The sequence below is a fragment of the Delftia sp. UME58 genome (genome assembly GCF_014170385.1).
Classification (GTDB): domain Bacteria; phylum Pseudomonadota; class Gammaproteobacteria; order Burkholderiales; family Burkholderiaceae_C; genus Comamonas; species Comamonas acidovorans.
Genome location: NZ_LZZV01000009.1, coordinates 1 through 16682 on the forward strand (window position 1 = coordinate 1; position 16682 = coordinate 16682).

At 69.1% G+C, this 16682-nt stretch carries 13 protein-coding genes and 1 pseudogene; 3 read left to right on the forward strand and 11 right to left on the reverse strand.

Annotation, left to right across the window (positions count from 1 at the left end):
- The 7 genes and pseudogenes from A9976_RS01345 to A9976_RS01375 form a co-directional block, all read right to left on the reverse strand.
- Positions 1 to 184: pseudogene (locus tag A9976_RS01345) on the reverse strand (helix-turn-helix domain-containing protein); the annotation flags it as partial.
- 235 nt (positions 185 to 419) lie between these two features.
- Positions 420 to 2285: a phosphoenolpyruvate carboxykinase (GTP) gene (locus A9976_RS01350; RefSeq protein ID WP_183017488.1), complete on the reverse strand. Its 1866-nt coding sequence runs from the start codon at positions 2283 to 2285 to the stop codon at positions 420 to 422.
- Positions 2286 to 2610: 325 nt separating this feature from the next.
- Entirely contained in the window at positions 2611 to 2760 is a 150-nt protein-coding gene (locus A9976_RS01355) for a hypothetical protein (protein ID WP_013800017.1), read from the reverse strand.
- A 105-nt stretch (positions 2761 to 2865) separates the two neighbouring features.
- Positions 2866 to 4065, reverse strand: coding sequence for a threonine ammonia-lyase (locus tag A9976_RS01360; protein ID WP_183017489.1), 1200 nt, complete (start codon positions 4063 to 4065; stop codon positions 2866 to 2868).
- Positions 4066 to 4106: 41 nt separating this feature from the next.
- Positions 4107 to 6563, reverse strand: a complete 2457-nt coding sequence (locus A9976_RS01365) for a TonB-dependent siderophore receptor (protein WP_183017490.1) — start codon at positions 6561 to 6563, stop codon at positions 4107 to 4109.
- Positions 6564 to 6741: 178 nt separating this feature from the next.
- Complete coding sequence (locus A9976_RS01370) at positions 6742 to 7722, reverse strand: FecR domain-containing protein (protein WP_232245683.1); 981 nt, start codon at positions 7720 to 7722, stop codon at positions 6742 to 6744.
- Positions 7722 to 8237 carry a sigma-70 family RNA polymerase sigma factor gene (locus tag A9976_RS01375; protein WP_183017492.1) on the reverse strand — a complete coding sequence of 172 codons (516 nt, stop codon included), beginning with the start codon at positions 8235 to 8237 and terminating at the stop codon, positions 7722 to 7724. The genes A9976_RS01370 and A9976_RS01375 overlap by 1 nt, the downstream gene beginning before the upstream one ends.
- Positions 8238 to 8387: 150 nt before the next feature.
- On the opposite strand from A9976_RS01375, the gene A9976_RS01380 reads away from it, so the two are divergent.
- Both A9976_RS01380 and A9976_RS01385 read left to right on the forward strand, forming a co-directional pair.
- Entirely contained in the window at positions 8388 to 9416 is a 1029-nt protein-coding gene (locus A9976_RS01380) for an AraC family transcriptional regulator (protein WP_183017493.1), read from the forward strand.
- A gap of 109 nt (positions 9417 to 9525) precedes the next feature.
- Positions 9526 to 10653: a siderophore-interacting protein gene (locus A9976_RS01385; protein ID WP_183017494.1), complete on the forward strand. Its 1128-nt coding sequence runs from the start codon at positions 9526 to 9528 to the stop codon at positions 10651 to 10653.
- A 45-nt stretch (positions 10654 to 10698) separates the two neighbouring features.
- Here the strand turns inward: A9976_RS01385 and A9976_RS01390 are convergent, their stop codons facing one another.
- A complete protein-coding gene (locus A9976_RS01390) occupies positions 10699 to 12219 on the reverse strand; it encodes a class I adenylate-forming enzyme family protein (RefSeq protein ID WP_183017495.1) in 1521 nt (506 codons plus the stop codon).
- A gap of 45 nt (positions 12220 to 12264) precedes the next feature.
- On the reverse strand, positions 12265 to 13962 hold the full coding sequence (locus A9976_RS01395; RefSeq protein ID WP_183017496.1) for an acyl-CoA dehydrogenase family protein: 1698 nt from the start codon (positions 13960 to 13962) through the stop codon (positions 12265 to 12267).
- Between the two features lie 45 nt (positions 13963 to 14007).
- Between A9976_RS01395 and A9976_RS01400 the strand changes: the two genes are divergently transcribed.
- Entirely contained in the window at positions 14008 to 14667 is a 660-nt protein-coding gene (locus A9976_RS01400; RefSeq protein ID WP_183017497.1) for a TetR/AcrR family transcriptional regulator, read from the forward strand.
- Between the two features lie 40 nt (positions 14668 to 14707).
- Here the strand turns inward: A9976_RS01400 and A9976_RS01405 are convergent, their stop codons facing one another.
- Together A9976_RS01405 and A9976_RS01410 are read right to left on the reverse strand one after the other, a co-directional pair.
- Positions 14708 to 15886 carry a cell wall metabolism sensor histidine kinase WalK gene (locus A9976_RS01405; protein ID WP_183017498.1) on the reverse strand — a complete coding sequence of 393 codons (1179 nt, stop codon included), beginning with the start codon at positions 15884 to 15886 and terminating at the stop codon, positions 14708 to 14710.
- Positions 15871 to 16593 (reverse strand): response regulator, encoded by a 723-nt coding sequence (locus A9976_RS01410; RefSeq protein ID WP_183017499.1) that lies wholly within the window; start codon positions 16591 to 16593, stop codon positions 15871 to 15873. Before A9976_RS01410 ends, A9976_RS01405 begins: the two co-directional genes overlap by 16 nt.
- Positions 16594 to 16682 lie beyond the last annotated feature (89 nt).

A 16682-nucleotide genomic window follows, 5' to 3' on the forward strand; every position in this document is an offset into this window, starting at 1 on the left:
ATGCCGAACTCCAGTTTTGGCGACCATGCTTGCGCAGCCACACCAACACGGTCGAACGGCCCTGGATGCCGTAGCGCTCCTGGGCCTGTTTGTACGTGAGATCGCCTTTTTCCACCTGATCGACCACCGACAGCTTAAAAGCCAGCGTGTAGTCCCGCTGCGTGCGTTTGACCCTTGATTCCATTGACTTGCCTTTTCTGAGAGGAAAAGGTGTCAACCCAGGTCAGGACGGGTCAAACGCCACAAAAAAGCCTCGCACTGCGAGGCTTTTTCTATGGGTCGAGAGCTACTCAGGGATTCATTGTTCTGTGCATCTTCCACAGTCCATGAAACTGGCGCTGCCCAAAGCAAGGGGCACCAAGGGTGCAGTCCTCCCGCGAAGCGAGAGGGGGAAGCGGCGTAGCCGCTCAGGGGGAGCTTTATGTCCCCAAGCGCTTTTCCAGTTCGGCCTTGGTCACCAGCAGCTCTTGAGGCAGCTTGTGGGCCAGCTTGTCGAAGTGCTCGGTGTGCAGTTGCATTTCCTCGGCCCAGGCGGCCTTGTCGATGCTGGTCACGCTGGCGAACTGCTCGGCGGAGAAGTCCAGGCCGGTCCAGTTGATCTCGGCGTACTGGGGCGCAATGCCGAAGGCGGTCTGCTCGCCCTGTGCCTGGCCTTCGAGGCGGTCGATCATCCACTTCAGCACGCGCATGTTCTCGCCGTAGCCGGGCCAGACGAACTTGCCGTCGGCGTTCTTGCGGAACCAGTTGGTGGTGAAGATCTTGGGCAGGGCCGCGCCCTGGCCTTCGATCTTGGCGCCCAGCGTGAGCCAGTGCTGGAAGTAGTCGCTCATGTTGTAGCCGGCAAACGGCAGCATGGCGAAGGGGTCGCGGCGCACCACGCCCTGGGCGCCGAAGGCGGCGGCCGTGGTTTCCGAACCCATGGTGGCGGCCATGTAGACGCCTTCGGTCCAGTTGCGGGCCTCGGTCACCAGCGGCACGGTGGTGGAGCGGCGGCCGCCGAAGATGATGGCGTCGATCTTCACGCCCTTGGGATCGTCCCAGGCTTCGTCCAGCGCGGGGTTGTTGGTCGCGGCCACGGTGAAGCGGGCGTTGGGGTGGGCGGCCTTGGCGCCGGTCTCGCGGGCGATCTGGGGCGTCCAGTCCTTGCCTTGCCAGTCGATCAGGTGATCGGGCTGCTTGCCGGTGTCCTTGTCCATGCCTTCCCACCACACGTCGTTGTCATCGGTCAGCGCGACGTTCGTGAAGATCACGTTCTTGTCGAGGCTGGCCATGCAGTTGGGGTTGGTGTGGTAGTTCGTGCCCGGGGCCACGCCGAAGTAGCCGGCTTCGGGGTTGATGGCGCGCAGCGAGCCGTCGGCCTGGGGCTTGATCCAGGCGATGTCGTCGCCGATGGTGGTGACCTTCCAGCCTTCGAAGACCTTGGGCGGCACCAGCATGGAGAAGTTGGTCTTGCCGCAGGCGCTGGGGAAGGCCGCAGCCACGTGGTACTTCTTGCCCTGGGGGTTGGTCACGCCCAGGATGAGCATGTGCTCGGCCAGCCAGCCCTGGTCGCGGCCCATGGTGGAGGCGATGCGCAGCGCAAAGCACTTCTTGCCCAGCAGGGCGTTGCCGCCGTAGCCCGAGCCATAGCTCCAGATCTCGCGCGTCTCGGGGTAGTGGACGATGTACTTGGTCTTGTTGCAGGGCCAGCTGGTCTGGTCCTTCTCGCCTTCGGCCAGGGGCGCGCCCACGGTGTGCACGCAGGGAACGAACTCGCCTTCCACGCCGATCACGTCATACACGGCACGGCCCATGCGGGTCATGATCTTCATGTTGACGGCCACATAGGCGCTGTCGGACAGCTCCACGCCCACGTGGGCGATGGGCGAGCCCAGCGGGCCCATGGAGAAGGGCACCACATACATGGTGCGGCCGGCCATGCAGCCGTCGAACAGCGGCTGCAGCGTGGCGCGCATCTCGTTCGGGGCCATCCAGTTGTTGGTCGGGCCCGCGTCTTCCTTGTTGGCCGAGCAGATGTAGGTGCGGTCCTCGACGCGCGCCACGTCGGACGGGTCGGACCAGGCCAGGTAGCTGCCGGGGCGCTTGACGGGATCGAGCTTCTTGAAGGTGCCGGCATCGACGAGCTGCTGGCACAGCTGCTCGTACTCTTCCTGGGAGCCGTCGCACCAGTGGATCCGGGCGGGCTTGCACAGTGCGGCCATCTCGGCCACCCAGGCGATCAGTCGGCTGTTCTTGACGTAGGCAGGGGCCTGGATGTTCAGGCCTTGCATGACGGGTGCGTTCATCGCGGAGCTTCCTTCAATTGAAAAAACCAGTTTTTCAAAGGGGACGCGCCTGTTGCCGCGCCAACTTTGAGAAACGGGCTCTCGTTCAGTCGGCGCGCGAAGGAAGCTCTTCTCGGGGCGGCGAGGCGGCGCTGGCGGAAGCTGGCGGCGCACCGGCTGGGGATTCGATTCTAGGGAGCGGTCACGAATTTGTCAGCAAACGAATGGCAAAAACTATGCATTCTATGCATTGAAATATGCAAGATACTTTGTCTGTCTGCCTATTGCATAGGCAAACAAAAAGCCCCGCAAAGCGGGGCTCGGTGCAGTGGGCGAAGAGGCCGGATCAGGCCATGTTGACGGCGATGAAGGCCAGCAGGAACATCATCACGGCGCCCGCCAGGGGCAGGATGACGGGCATGTAGGGGACGATGGCCTCGGTGGCGTCTTCGGGGGGCGACTGCTCGCCGTGGTTCGCTGCGGGATCATGCGACATGCAAAAGCTCCTGGCTGCCAATGGGGATGCCCCATTCTAGGCAGGCCTGCCCGCCAGCGCCTTCGGGGAAAGCCATGACACAAGGGCCAGGGGCCTGCTAGGGCTCTAGACGGCGTTGACCTGCATGCCCTCGGCCTGAAGGGCGGCAATGACCTCGTCGATATGGGCCTTGTTGCGCGTCTGCAGCACCAGCTCGATCTCCACGCTTTGCGCGGCCAGCATGGTGAAGGCCCGCTGGTGGTGGACTTCCTCGATATTGGCACCCGCCGCCGCCACCGTGGCCGTGATGCGCGCCAGCACGCCGGGCACGTCGCGCGCGCTGACCTTGATGCGCGCCAGCCGCCCGGAGCGCACCATGCCGCGCCCGATGATGGCCGCCAGCAGCAGCGGGTCGATGTTGCCGCCCGACAGGATCAGCCCCACCTTCTTGCCCGCGAAGTGCTGCGGGTGGCGCAGCAGTGCGGCCAGGCCTGCGGCGCCCGCGCCCTCGACCAGGGTCTTCTCGATCTCCAGCAGCATGAGCACGGCCTGCTCGATGTCGCCTTCATCGACCAGCAGCATGTCGTCCACCAGGCGTGACACGACTTCCTGCGTGATCGCGCCGGGCTGGGTGACGGCAATGCCCTCGGCGATGGTCGAGGTGCCCATGGGCAGCCCGGCCTGTCGCACGGCATTGAACATGGACGGAAAGCGCTGGGTCTGCACGCCGATGACCTCGATGCCCGGGTTCAGCCCCTTGGCCGCCGTGGCCACGCCCGCGATCAGGCCGCCGCCGCCAATGGCCACGATGAGCTGGTCCAGGTCGGGCTGCTCGGCCAGCATCTCCAGCGCCAGCGTGCCCTGGCCGGCCGCGATCTGCTCGTCGTCATAGGGGTGGACGAAGCACAGGCCCTGCTGCTCGGCCAGCGTGTAGGCATGCTGGCGCGCCTCGGCCAGGGAGTCGCCGTGCAGCACGATCTCGGCGCCGAAGCCGCGCGTGCGCTCCACCTTCACGCCCGGCGTGAAGCGCGGCATGACGATGACGGCACGCACGCCCAGGCGCTGCGCGTGGTAGGCCACGCCCTGGGCATGGTTGCCGGCGCTCATGGCGACCACGCCGCGTGCGCGCTCCTCGGGCGAGAGCTGGGCCAGCTTGTTGAGGGCGCCGCGTTCCTTGAACGAGGCCGTGAACTGCAGGTTCTCGAACTTGAGATAGACCTGCGCTCCCGTGATCTGGGACAGCGTGCGCGATTCCACGCAGGGCGTTTCGAGCACGGCGCCGCGCAGGCGGCCGGCGGCGTTCTGGATGTCTTGGAGGCTGAGCATCACGCATTGTGGCGCACGGCGGAGCGCCTGCGGGCAGCCCTTCAGAACTTGTGGGTGAGGGTCACCAGCAGGTTGCGCGGTGGCCCATACGACTTGGTGCTGTAGAAGTTCACCTGGCTCAGGTATTTGCGGTCGAAGGCATTGTGGATGTTCAACTGCAGCGCGGTGCGCTCATCGAACTCGTAGCGCGCCATCAGGTTCACCAGGGTGTAGCTGCCCTGTTCGCTGCGCCGCTGGAGCACGGTGCCGCTGGCGTCCGCACCCCAGGCCAGGCCCCAGATGCTGCCCTGGCGGCGCAGTCCCGCTCCCAGCGTGAGCCTGGCCTGCGGGCCGCCGGGCTTGAATGTGGTGAAGAGGTCGAGGATGTTGCGCGGCAGCGTGGTGCTCAGCGGCGTGCCTTGCGCGTCCTTGATGTCGTAGCGCGTGTAGCCGAGCTTGGCCTGCCAGCCGGGCCGTATCTCGCCGGCGATCTCGGCCTCGAAGCCCTTGCTTCTGGCGCCTTTGGCGCCGTAGTAGGCCTGGGCCAGCCCGTCGGGCGTGGTGGCGCTGGTGTCCACCTGGGCCAGGTTGTCCTGCAGGATGTCGAACACGGCGGCGCTGGCCTGCAGGCGCTGCTCCAGGAAGGCTCCCTTGAGGCCGATTTCGCGGCTCTTGCCGATCACGGGGTCCAGATAGCGGCCCCGGCGGTCCATCTGGCTTTGCGGCTGGAAGATGTCGGTGTGGCTGGCATAGGCCGACAGGCCATGGCCCAGCTCCAGCACCACGCCTGCATAGGGCGTGAACTGCGTGAAGCGGTCCTGCGTATTCCTGTCCCAGACCGAGTAGCGGCTGCCGAGGATGACTTTCAGCGGTTCGGCCAGGGACAGGCGCACGGCCGCGTAGGCGCCGGCTTGCCGCGTGGCCATATCGGACTCCACATAGGACTCGCCCCAGGTCGGTTCGGGGTAGGAGCCGTTCCAGTCCAGCATGCTGTCTTCGTAGGAGGCGCTCTGCGCGGCCGGCGTGCCCATGATGAACTGCCTCTGGCGCGAGGCCGTGGCGCCGAGCACCAGTTCATGCTCGCGGCCCAGCCACTCGAAGCTGCCTTCGGTCTTGGCATCCAGCGCATGCTGCTCGCGGTGGCCTGTGTAGCGGAAGATGTAGGGCGTGCCGCTGCCGGACTGCCAGGTCTGCGGGTCGATGCTGCCCAGGGCCATGGCCAGCGGTGCGTCATAGGACTGCTTGCTGTGCGTGTAGCCCAGGTGCGTTTTCCAGCCGCTGTCCCACTGGTGCTCCAGCACGGCGAACTGGGTCTGGGTGGTGGTCTGCCAGCGCGCCCAGTCGGGAGCGAGATTGGTGGAGCGTTTCCAGTCGATGGGCTGGCCGTTGGTGAACCAGATCGGCAGCCCGCCCCAGGAAGAGGCGCGGGGACGGTTGCTCTGGTGGTCCATGCCCACGCGCAACAGGGTCTGCGGCGTGAGGTCTGCCTCGACGGTGGCATAGAGCAGGGATTTGTTTTTCTTCTGGCGCTCCATGAAGGTGTCGCTGCGCTGCACCGAGCCCACGATGCGGCCCCGGATGCGGCCGTCGGCACTCAGCGGCGCGGACAGGTCGGCATCGCTGCGGTAGTGGCTCCAGGAGCCAAGCGTGGCCGCCACGGAGCCGGTCAGCGTGCGGCTGCCGGCGCGCTTGCGCACGAGATTCACCGAACCGCCGGGATTGCCCGCCCCCGTGAGCAGCCCGGTGGCGCCACGCACGACCTCCACCCGGTCATAGAGGATGGCGTCCAACTCGCCCTCTCCGGCAGAGTAGGGCGATTCGAACGCGGTGGCCACCCCGTCGTAGAGGTAGTTGTCCACGCTGAAACCGCGGTAGCTGAAGGATGAGCGCTCGCTGTCATAGGCGCTCTCGGATACGCCGGTGGTGGTGCGCAACACATCGGCCAGGGAGCGCAGCGCCTGGTCGTCCATGCGCTGGCGCGTGACCACTTCCAGCGATTGCGGCGTCTCCCGGGGCGCCAGCGCCAGCCCCGTGGCGGCCGCGGTGCTGCGGGCCGCATACAGCCCGGTCCCTTCGGTCAGGCTGCTGACGGGCGCGGAGGCGGTCACCTGCACCTGGGGCAGGGTGGCGCCCGGGACGGGCGCGGAGGCCTGGGGGATGCGTTGCAGCGTCATGCTGCCATCTCCCTGGGGGCGCGCCTGCAGGCCGGTGCCTGCCAGCAGCGCATCGAGCGCCTGGACGGGGGTGAGGCTGCCGCTGGCGCCCGGGCTCTGCAGGCCGGCCACCATCTCGGGCGTGAAGCTGATCAGCATGCCGGACTCCCGGCCCAGCCGGTTGAGGGCCGCGGCCAGCGGGCCCGGCGCAATGGCATGGCTGCGTGCCGCCCCGGCGGCGGCCGTCTGGGCCAGGGCATTCGGCAAGGCCGTGGCGGTCCAGACGGCCAGGCCGGCACACAGCAGGTGCGCGGCCCAGGCGGTGCGGCGCGGGATGGATGGTCGGTTGGATGGTTGGCGGTTCATGCGTCGGTTCCCTCGGATGGTCGGTGGCAGATGCGGCACGGCGCGCGCGGCGCAGTGCGTCTGAGGGGCTTGACACGCACGGCGGCACAAATGGCCGCTTTTTTTTGAAGGAAATTGGAGGGATGGCGCGCTGTCTGCCGTCTGCGCTGGCGATGGCGCTCCTGAGGGGATAGCGCTTTCAGTCGCTGAGCTCCACCGTCACCCACCAGCCGGTGCGGCTGCGCACCTGCACGGGCAGCGTGTGCGTGAGTGCGGCGAGCACGCGGTCGGTGTCGGCCAGGGGATAGGCGCCGGAGACGCGCAGCCGGCCTGCCTCGGGCGTGCAGCGCAACAGGCCGGGCCGATGGCGGGCCAATTCGGCGATGAAGTCCTCCAGCGGCATGTCGTCGGCCACCAGCATGCCTTCGCTCCAGGCGCCGGCGCTGTCGGGCAGCGGGGTGGCGGGGCTGGTCCGGGTGCCGGTGAAGCGGCCCTGTTCCCCGGCCGACAGGCGGCTTGCGGCTGCCGTGCCATGCAGGGGCTGCAGCTCCACCGCGCCCTGCAGCACGGCCACGGCGGTGGCGCCCTCATGCTGGCGCACCGTGAAGCGCGTGCCGATGGCGCGTACCGTGCCCTCGGCCGTGCGCACGCGCAGGGGGCGGTGGGCAGTGTCGGACGCGCTCTGCACCAGGATTTCGCCTGCGCGCAGCACGATCAGGCGCTCGCTTTCCGAATAGCGCAAGTCCACGGCCGAGGCCGTGTTGAGCATGAGGCGGGTGCCATCGGCCAGCACGGCCTCGCGGCGCTGGCCGGTGGCGGTGGACAGGTCGGCGGCCCATTGCTGCCAGGCCCGCTCGCCCGGTGCGGTGTACCGCGCGGCAAGCAAGCCGCCTGCGCCCCCCGCCAGCAGCACGGCCAGCCGCACCGCATGGCGCCGGCCCATGCCGCGTGCGGCCAGTGTCTGCAGTGCCACGGCGGGCGGCAGGCCCCGCAACTGGCCGTCGATGCCGGCAATGCGCTGCCAGGCCTGCGCATGCAGGGGATCGGCTGCCAGCCAGATCTGCCATTGGCGGTGCAACTGTTCGGTGCCGGGACCGGGCTCCAGGCCCAGTTCCAGCAGCCAGTGCACGGCCTGCCGGGCCACCTCGGGCGGTATGGGGGCTGCAGCGGGGTCTGCCATCAATCCGCCAGGCCGAAGTAGCAGCGTGTGGCAGCTGCGGCCAGATGGCGGCGCACGCTGGTGCGCGAGAGACCCAGTTGGTCCGCGATCTCCTCCTGCGTCAGCTCCTCCAGGCGCCACAGCAGGAAGGCCTTGCGCGCCACCACGGGCAGGCCATCGAGCAGCCGGTCGATGGCGACCAGTGTCTCCAGCACCATCAGCCGGGCTTCGGGTGGCGGCGTCACGGGCTCGGGCAGCAGGGCCAAGGCATCGAGGTAGGCGCGTTCGATCTGGCGCCTGCGCAGGTGGTTGGACAGCAGCCGCTGCGCGATGGTGGTCAGGTAGGCGCGCGGCTCGGCCAAACGGTCCAGCGGCAGGTCGCGTGCCGCAAGCACGCGCACGAAGGTGTTCTGCGCCAGGTCGGCCGCATCCCAGCCGCAGCCGAGTTTGCGGCGCAGGCGTGCCACCAGCCAGCCATGGTGCTGTAGGTACAGGGTCTGCACCGTGTCGGTGGCGGCAGGGGGAACGGCGGGCATGCGAGGCACCTCGGAGTGTCAAATGCGAATGAATCGCATTTTATGTCTCATCGCCTGCGGGGTGTACAGACGCGGCCGGCGCCCGCAGCCTTGCGTGCCTTAAAATAAGAATCATTCTTGTCTGTGGGGCGCGCAACGCTCCGGCTGGCCATGGCTTCCTCCTCTGTCCAACCCCCCGCACGCCCGCCGCGCTGGCTGGGGCGGGGCACGCTGCGTGCCTGCGATTTCACCGGGCCCGACTACCGCATCCTCGATGCCGAGGTCACGGCCCAGGACGCGCTGCTGGCCGGGCACCTGCAGGCCTGGCAGGTCCAGCCCGGGCTCTGGCTGCATGGCGTGGAGGCGCGCGATCTGCGCACCATGAGCACGCGCTCTCCGGCCGTGCCGGGCCTGCACCTGGTCGTGCTGCTGGAAGGCTGCGTGGACGTGGCCTTCGGCAACCAGGGCCTGCAGCTGCAGGTGGCACCCTCCAGCCCCGCCGGCGCGCATGCGCAGGCCTGCGGTGCCGTCATCCATTCGCGGCCCGGCGACCTGTTCACGCGCCACTGGCGGCGCGGCAAGTTCGAGCGCAAGCTCAGCATCACCGTGCAGCCGCAATGGTTCGCCGCCCAGTCCCTGCCGAGGGCGGCGCCCGCCATGCTGCGCCACTGGATGGAGCAGCAGGTGCTGGCCATACAGCCCTGGCAGCCCTCGCCGCGTGCCGTGGCTGTGGCCGAGCAGATCATCCAGCTGGCGCGCGAGGGCTCGGCGCCCCTGCTGCTGGCCAGCCGCACGCTGGAGCTGGTGCATGAAGCCCTGCAGGCCCTCGACGTGGTCGAGCCCGACCCGGCGCAGACCGTGCCGGGCGTGCTGGGCGTACGCGAGCACCGGCGCATGGCGCGGCTCAAGGCCTTGCTGGACAGCGGCGGCGACGGCTGCCGCACGCTGGCCGAGATCGCGCGCGAGGTGGGCCTGAGCGCCAGCGCGCTGCAGCGCCAGTTCCGCCACGCCTATGGCTCGAGCATCGACGAATACCGGCGCGAACAGCGGCTGGAGCGCGCCTGGGCCGCGCTGGAGCAGACCGGCTGCAATGTGTCCGAGGTCGCGCATGCGGCCGGCTACACCAGCGCAGCCAATTTCTCCACCGCCTTCAAGCGGCGCTTCGGCATCTCTCCCAAGCTGGTGCGTGCCCGGCTCTGAGGGCGTGTGCCGCGGGCCTTGGCGCGTGGCGCAAACGTCGGCGAAGCTGGCACAAACCACGCAGCCATCGGGCGGTGCTGCAATCCATCGAACGAAAGGAAAACCCCGAATGACATTGCTGCAGGCACGCACCTCGGTGCGCTCGGAGCGCGCCGACGAGGCTATGGCCGCCGTGGTCGAACACATGCTGGAACACGACATCGCCGTGCGCCGTGAAGGTGCACGCTGGGTGGCGGCCTACGAAGGCGGACGGGGCCAGCTGTGGCTGGAGGACGGACAGATCCATGCCGAGGTGGCAGCGCCCGGCGTGGAGCTGCTGCAGGACATGAAGCTCATGCTGGCCCACCTGCTGCTGGGGGCCACGGGCGCCGCCGATGCCGCGCTGGCCTGGGACGGCGACGGCGCCGCAATGCTTCGTCCCCCGGCCTTCCGCGAGCTGCAGGTGCTGGCCGTGCGCGACCTCACGCCGCACATGCGCCGCGTGCGCTTTGCCTGTGACGACATGGCACGCTATGCGCAGGACAGCAACATCCACGTCAAGCTGCTGTTTCCGCAGCCGGGCGTGGCCGAGCCCGAGTGGCCCACGCTGTCGGCCAGCGGCCTGCTGCGCCTGCCCGAGGGCGACAGGCGTCTGGACATGCGCACGTACACCATGCGTGCGATGGGTGTGGATGGCGTGGACAGCGAGGCGGGCGGCGCCAATGGTTGGATGGACGTGGACTTCGTGCTGCACGAGGACGCCGGCCCCGGGTCGGCCTGGGCCGCGCGCGCCCAGCCGGGCCAGCGCATCGGCATGACCGGCCCCGGCGGGCGCACGGCCACCCCGGCCGACTGGATGCTGCTGGCCGGCGACGACACAGGCCTGCCGGCCATGCTGCGCATCGCGGCCGCCCTGCCCGCGCACACGCGCGGCCATGTGTTTGCCGAGGTCCAGGGCCCGCAGGACGAGCAGCCCGTGCAGGCGCCCGCAGGCCTGCAATGGCACTGGCTGCACCGTGGCGCTGCCGAGGCCGGCACCACCACGCTGCTGATCGACGCGCTGCGCGCCGTGCGCTGGCCGGATTTGTTGGCCGGTCATCCCGCCAGCCGCTTCGTCTGGGCCGCTGGCGAGTTCGACACCGCCCAGGCCGTGCGCCAGTGGGCGCGCGAGGAGCGCGGGCTGGAAAAGCACGAGCAGCTGGTCGTGGCCTATTGGCGGCGCGGCATGAGCGAGTCGGATTTCAAGGCCGCGAAGTAGACCGTGAAGTAGACCGTGAAGTAGGCCACGCAGGGGGCCGGCGCCTCAGGTGGCGCTGCGCTCCTGACGCAGCAGAAACTTCTGCAGCTTGCCTGTGGGCGTGCGCGGCAGGCTGGCCGCAAAGACGAATTCACGCGGGATCTTGTAGCGCGCCAGCCTGTCGGCCAGGAACTGCTGCAGTGCCTCCGCATCGGGGGCGGTCTCGCCGCGCGGCACCACGTGGGCGATGACGGTCTCGCCCCATTCGGCGTGGGGCCGGCCCACGACGGCGACATCGGCGACCTGGGGATGGGCCGACAGCGCGTCCTCCACCTCCTTGGAATACACGTTCTCGCCACCCGTGATGACCATGTCCTTGGTCCGGTCCACGATGAAGAGATAGCCCGCATCGTCCAGGCGAGCAAGGTCGCCCGTGCGGTACCAGCCGCCCGGTGCGAAGGCGGCAGCCGTGGCCTGGGCGTCGTGCAGGTAGCCGTCCATCACGCTGCCGGTGCGCAGCCAGATCTCGCCGGTGTCGCCGGGGCCGGCGTCCGCACCGTCGTCGCGCACCACGCGCATGTCCACGCCGGGCAGGGCCACGCGGCCGATGGAGCCGGCGCGCTCCACCTGCTCCTCGGGGTAGAGCGTGGTGCCCGTGGGGCCGGTCTCGGTCATGCCGTAGACCTGGTAGAAGCGGTCGCTGCGGTAGGCCGTGGCCAGCTTGCGCGCCATCTCGGCGCCGATGGGGCCGCCGCCGTAGACCCAGGCGCGCACGCTGCTCAGGTCGTAGCGGGCAAAGTCGGGCAGCATCTGCAGCGGCGCGAAGTAGGAGACGGGGGCGCCGAAGTACAGCGTCACGCCCTCGTCCTGCACGGCCTGCAGGAAATGCTGCGGGTGGTACTCGCGCAGCAGCACCACGGTGCCGCCCATGTACAGCGTGCCGCCGAACCAGTTGTTGAGCGGCGAGGAATGCCAGATGGGCATGGCCATCAGCGTGCGCTCCTCGCGCGTGATGGACAGGCCCAGCGCGGCCGTGATCGCCGCCAGCGTGACGGCGCGGTGGCTCAGCAGGCAGCCCTTGGGCCGGCCCGTGGTGCCCGAGGTGTAGAGCACCTGGGCGATGTCGCCATCGGCGGGCCGCGTGCCTTCCATGGGCCTGGCGGCCGCCACCAGCGTGTCCCAGTCCTGGACACCCGGGACGGCCTCTTGCGCCTCGGTCACAAGGCGGGCGCAGGGGTGCGGCGCGGCCGCGACCACGGGCGCGAGTGCGGCGTCAAACACCAGGGCCTTGCACTGCGCGTGGTCGAGGATGTACTGCAGTTCGGGCGCCTGCAGCTTGTGGTTGACGGGCACCAGCGCGGCACCCAGGCGCCACGCGCCGAACAGGGCCTCGACGAAGCCCGGCGTGTTCAGGCACATCAGCGCCACGGTATCGCCCCGGCCCACGCCCTGGGCCTGTAGCACGGCGGCAGCGCGCTGCGAGCGCCGCTGCATGTCTGCATAGCTGATGGAGGCGCCCCGGTCGCGCACAAAGGCCTTGGCGGGCGTCTTGCGCACGGCGCTGTCGAAGGCGTCGAGCAGGTTCATGTCTTGTCTCCTTGTGGTTTTTCTGTCGGGGTTCCTGCCGCCGCTTCAGGCCGGCAATGCGCGTTGCAGGATGGCAGCGATGTCCAGCCCTGCGGGATCGAAGGCGCCCGCCACCATGGCGCCTTGCTGCGCCCCCAGGCGCGTGGCGATGAAGCCATCGGCCATGGTGGGCGGCGCATGGCGGCGCAGCAGGCAGGCCTGGGCCAGCAATACCAGGTCCTGCACCAGGCGGCGTGCCTGGGCCTCGAGCTGGTCAGGCGGTCCGGACAGGCGCCGCGCCAGCGATTGCGCCTGCTGCAGCAGCACGGGCTCGCCCGCCGCCGTGTCGATCAGGTCCTGCAGCAGCAGCTGCGCGCCGTCGGGCTCGCGCGAGATGGCGCGCAGCACGTCCAGGCACATGACGTTGCCCGAGCCTTCCCAGATCGAGTTCACGGGCGCCTCGCGGAACAGGCGCGCCATCACGCCCGTGTCCACGTAGCCGTTGCCGCCCAGCACCTCCATGGCCTCGCCCGTCAGCTCCACGCCGCGCTTGCAGACCCAGAACTTGGCGGCCGGCGTCATGATGCGTTTCCAGGCGCGCTCCAGCGGGTCGCCACTGCCGCCATCGCTGCCGCTGTCGTTCTCGTAGGCCCGGGCCAGGCGCATGGCGATCTGCAGCGCGGCCTCGCTCTCCAGCGCCAGGTCGGCCAGCACGGTGCGCATCAGCGGCTGCTCGGCCAGCAGCTTGCCGAAGACGCTGCGCCGGCGCGCATAGGCCAGGGCCTGCACCGTGGCCGAGCGCAGGATGGCGGCGCTGCCCAGCACGCAGTTCAGGCGGGTGTAGGTGGCCATCTCGATGATGGTGGGAATGCCCCGGCCTTCCTCGCCCATCAGGATGCCCCAGGCGTCCTCGAACTCCACCTCGCTGCTGGAGTTGCTGCGGTTGCCGACCTTGTCCTTCAGGCGCTGCACGCGCACGGCATTCCTGCTGCCGTCCGGGCGCCAGCGCGGTACGTAGAAGCAGGCCTGGCCACCGCCTTCCCCCATGCGCGCCACCACCAGGTGGGCATCGCACATGGGTGCCGAGAAGAACCACTTGTGACCGCGCAGCAGGTACTCGCCGCCGCGCCCGCCGGCGTGCACCGGCATGGCCACCGTGGTGTTGGCGCGCACGTCGGAGCCGCCCTGCTTCTCGGTCATGCCCATGCCCAGCCACATCGATGCCTTGTCGGCCACGGGCAGGTCGCGCGGATCGTATTCGTGGCTGAACAGCTTGCCCTGCAGCTGCTTCCACAGCGCCGGTTCCTTTTGCAGCAGCGGGATGGCTGCCGTGGTCATGGTGGCCGGGCACAGCGTGCCCTGTTCGACCTGGCCGTGCAGGTAAAAGCCTGCGGCCCAGGCGCTCCAGCGGCCCGCGCTGCTGTCCTCGAAGGGCAGGGAGATCAGCCCCTGCTGCCGGTATAGTCCCAGCAGCGTGTGCCAGCTCGGGTGGAACTCCACGGCGTCGATGATGCGGCCGCGCGCGTCGAAGCGGTGCAGCTCGGGCGTGTGGCGGTTGGCCTGCTCGGCCAGTTCCCAGGTGGCGCGCTCGCCCAGCTGCTGCGCATAGCGCGACAGCGAAGGGATGTGGCGTGCGGCGCCGCTGCGCTGCAGGGCCTCGGCCAGGGCGGGGTCGGCCTCCAGCAGGTTGAAATCGGTGTATTCGTCGAACTGGTTCAGGACCTCGTGCGTGTCCCAGCTCTGCAATGTTTGGCCGTTGCTCATGCGTGTCTCCGTGATCATTGGTCTCAACGCAAAAGTCTAGGAAAAATGCCCAGCAAAGGTGTTCGGGTTTCAAGGCAGCAGCCGCAGCCGCCCAAAGTGCGGCGCCGCCCCCTGCAATCGCGCGCGCAGGCCACGTCGCAGGCGCTGCAGGACGCCTTTGTTCGGCTTGTGATCGAGCAGGGCTACGAGCGCACCACGGTGCGCGAGGTAGCCGCCGTGGCCGGCGTGGGCCTGGGCACCTTCTATGAATACTTCGGCAACATGGACACGCTGGCGGCCATGTGCATCCACCGCCAGGTGCAGGCCCTGCACGCCCAGGGGCTGCAAACGCTGCAGGACAGTGCCGGCATGCCGCTGGCCACGCGCGTGGACCGCCTGCTGGACACCCTGGTCGATGGCATTGCGCGCGAGGCGCCGATGTGGGCCGTGCTGTTCATGCTGGAGCGCAAGGTGTCCGCGCCCGAGCCCTTTCGTCGCCACTACCAGGCCTATGTGCAGCTATGGGCCATGGCGCTGCAGGACTGCGATCCGCCACTGCCCGAGCCGGCCCAGCCCCTGGCACGGCTGCTGCACACGCTGACCTATGGCTGGGTGTCGCAGTCGCTGCTGGCTCTGGGACCGCAGCAGACGCTGCCGCAGCTGCGCGCGCCGCTGGGCTGGGCCATCCATGCGCTGCTGCGCGAGGCGCAGGCTCCGTCCGCGTAGCGGTTCCAGCGGCCTTCAGCGGCCCTGTCGAGTCGCAGGATCAGACACGCGGAAAGCGCAGCGTGAAGCGGGCGCCGCCCTGCTCGGAGTCGTCGGCCTGCACGCTGCCGCCCTGGGACACGGTCAGTGCCTTGACGATGGACAGGCCCAGGCCCGAGCCCTCGCGGCGGCGCTTGCCGGGCACCTGGGCAAAACGCTGGAAGGGGTGGGCGCGCAGCTCGCTGGGCAGGCCGGGGCCTGCATCGCTGATGCGCAGCACGGCCCAGGCGCGGCCTTCGATATCGGATTCCACCGTCAGCGCCACGCCCAGCCATGCGCCGCTGGCCGCATGGCGGATGGCGTTGCTGACGAGGTTGGAGAGGATCTGGCGCATGCGGTCGGCGTCGGCACGGATGTCGGCCATGCCGATGTCACTGGGCGCGGGCAGGTGCATCTCCAGCTGCATGCCATGCTGCTGGAGCTGGGGGTGCAGGTGATCCAGCGTCTCGGCCACGAGTTCGGCCAGGTCCAGGCGCTGCTTTTGCAGCGACAGCTGGCCGGCATCGGCCATGGACAGCGTGTGCAGGTCGCCCACCAGCCGGCCCAGGTGCTCGACCTGGGACAGCAGCGTGTTCAGCTCGGTGTCGTCTGCGGCGATGACGCCGTCGCAGATGGCATGCAGGCGCGCCTGCAGCACGGTCAGCGGCGTGCGCAGCTCGTGCGAGATCGAGGCCGCCGTGGCGCGGCGCTCGGTCTCCAGCGTCTCCAGCGAATCGATCATGCGGTTGAAGGCCACCACCATCTCGGCCATCTCGCCATGCGCCTTGCCGGGCAGGGCGCGCGCGCTGAAGTCGCCCAGCTCCACGCGCTTGGCCACCTCGACCATGGACGCCAGAGGCCGCGTTACCAGGCGCGAGACCCAGAAGCCCACGGCCAGCCCGAAGGGCAGGCACACCAGCAGGCCGATGACCAGGGACCATTTCTCGCCGAACAGCAGATCGCCCGTCCAGTACTGGCCGTAGATCTGCATGGCGCGCGGGCTGTCTTCCAGCGACTGGGCGTTGAGTTCGTCCAGCTCGATCTGCACGGCCGGCGGCAGGCTGCTGTAGAAATCGCGGTACTGGATCTCCGAGAACACCAGCACGCCGATGGCCAGCAGGGCAATGGTGCTGAGCACGGTGGCCGTGATCCACAGGCCGAAGCGCACCCAGATGCGGTTGGGCCTCAGTCCCAGGGCCATAGCCGGTAGCCGATGCCGCGCACGGTCTCGATCAGGCCTTCCTGGCCGGCCAGCTGCAGCTTGCGGCGCAGCTTGGACAGGTGGGAGTCGATGACGCGCTCCAGCGCATCGCTCTCGGGCAGGCAGTGCTCGATCAGGTGGGAGCGCGAGAAGCAGCGCCGGGGCTGGGCCGCCAGGCAGGCCAGCAGGCGGAACTCGGTCAGCGTCAGGGGCAGCGGCAGGGCGCGGCCCTCGTTGTCGTAGACCACGGCGCTGTGCGCCTCGGCATCGATCTCGATGGGGCCCACGCGGATGGGCGCGGGCGCCGGGTTCTTGCGCGCCTGGGTGCGGCGCAGCACGGCGCGCACGCGGGCCACGACCTCGGGCGGGTTGAAGGGCTTGACCACATAGTCGTCGGCGCCCAGGCGCAGGGCCAGCAGCTTGTCCACATCGTCGGCCAGGGCCGTGACCATGATCACGGGCGTCTGGCTGTCGTCGCGGATGGCGCGCAGCACGTCGATGCCGTCCATGCCGGGGAGGTGGATGTCCAGCAGCACCAGGTCGGGCCGCAGCTGGCGGAACAGCTGCAGCGCCTCCTGTCCGTCCGAGGCCATGCGCGAACGCAGCCCATCCCGCTCGAGATAGGCCGTCAGGATGCTGGCGATGGCGGGCTCGTCTTCGACGACGAGCACGAGGGGGGTGGTGGCGGGCTGGGTGGACGTATTCATGGCAGGCACCGGGGCCGGTCGCTGCGGGCCTGCGGCGTTGCCTCAGACCGCCGCAGGCGGCTTCAAAAGCGCATTATGGGGTGATGCCC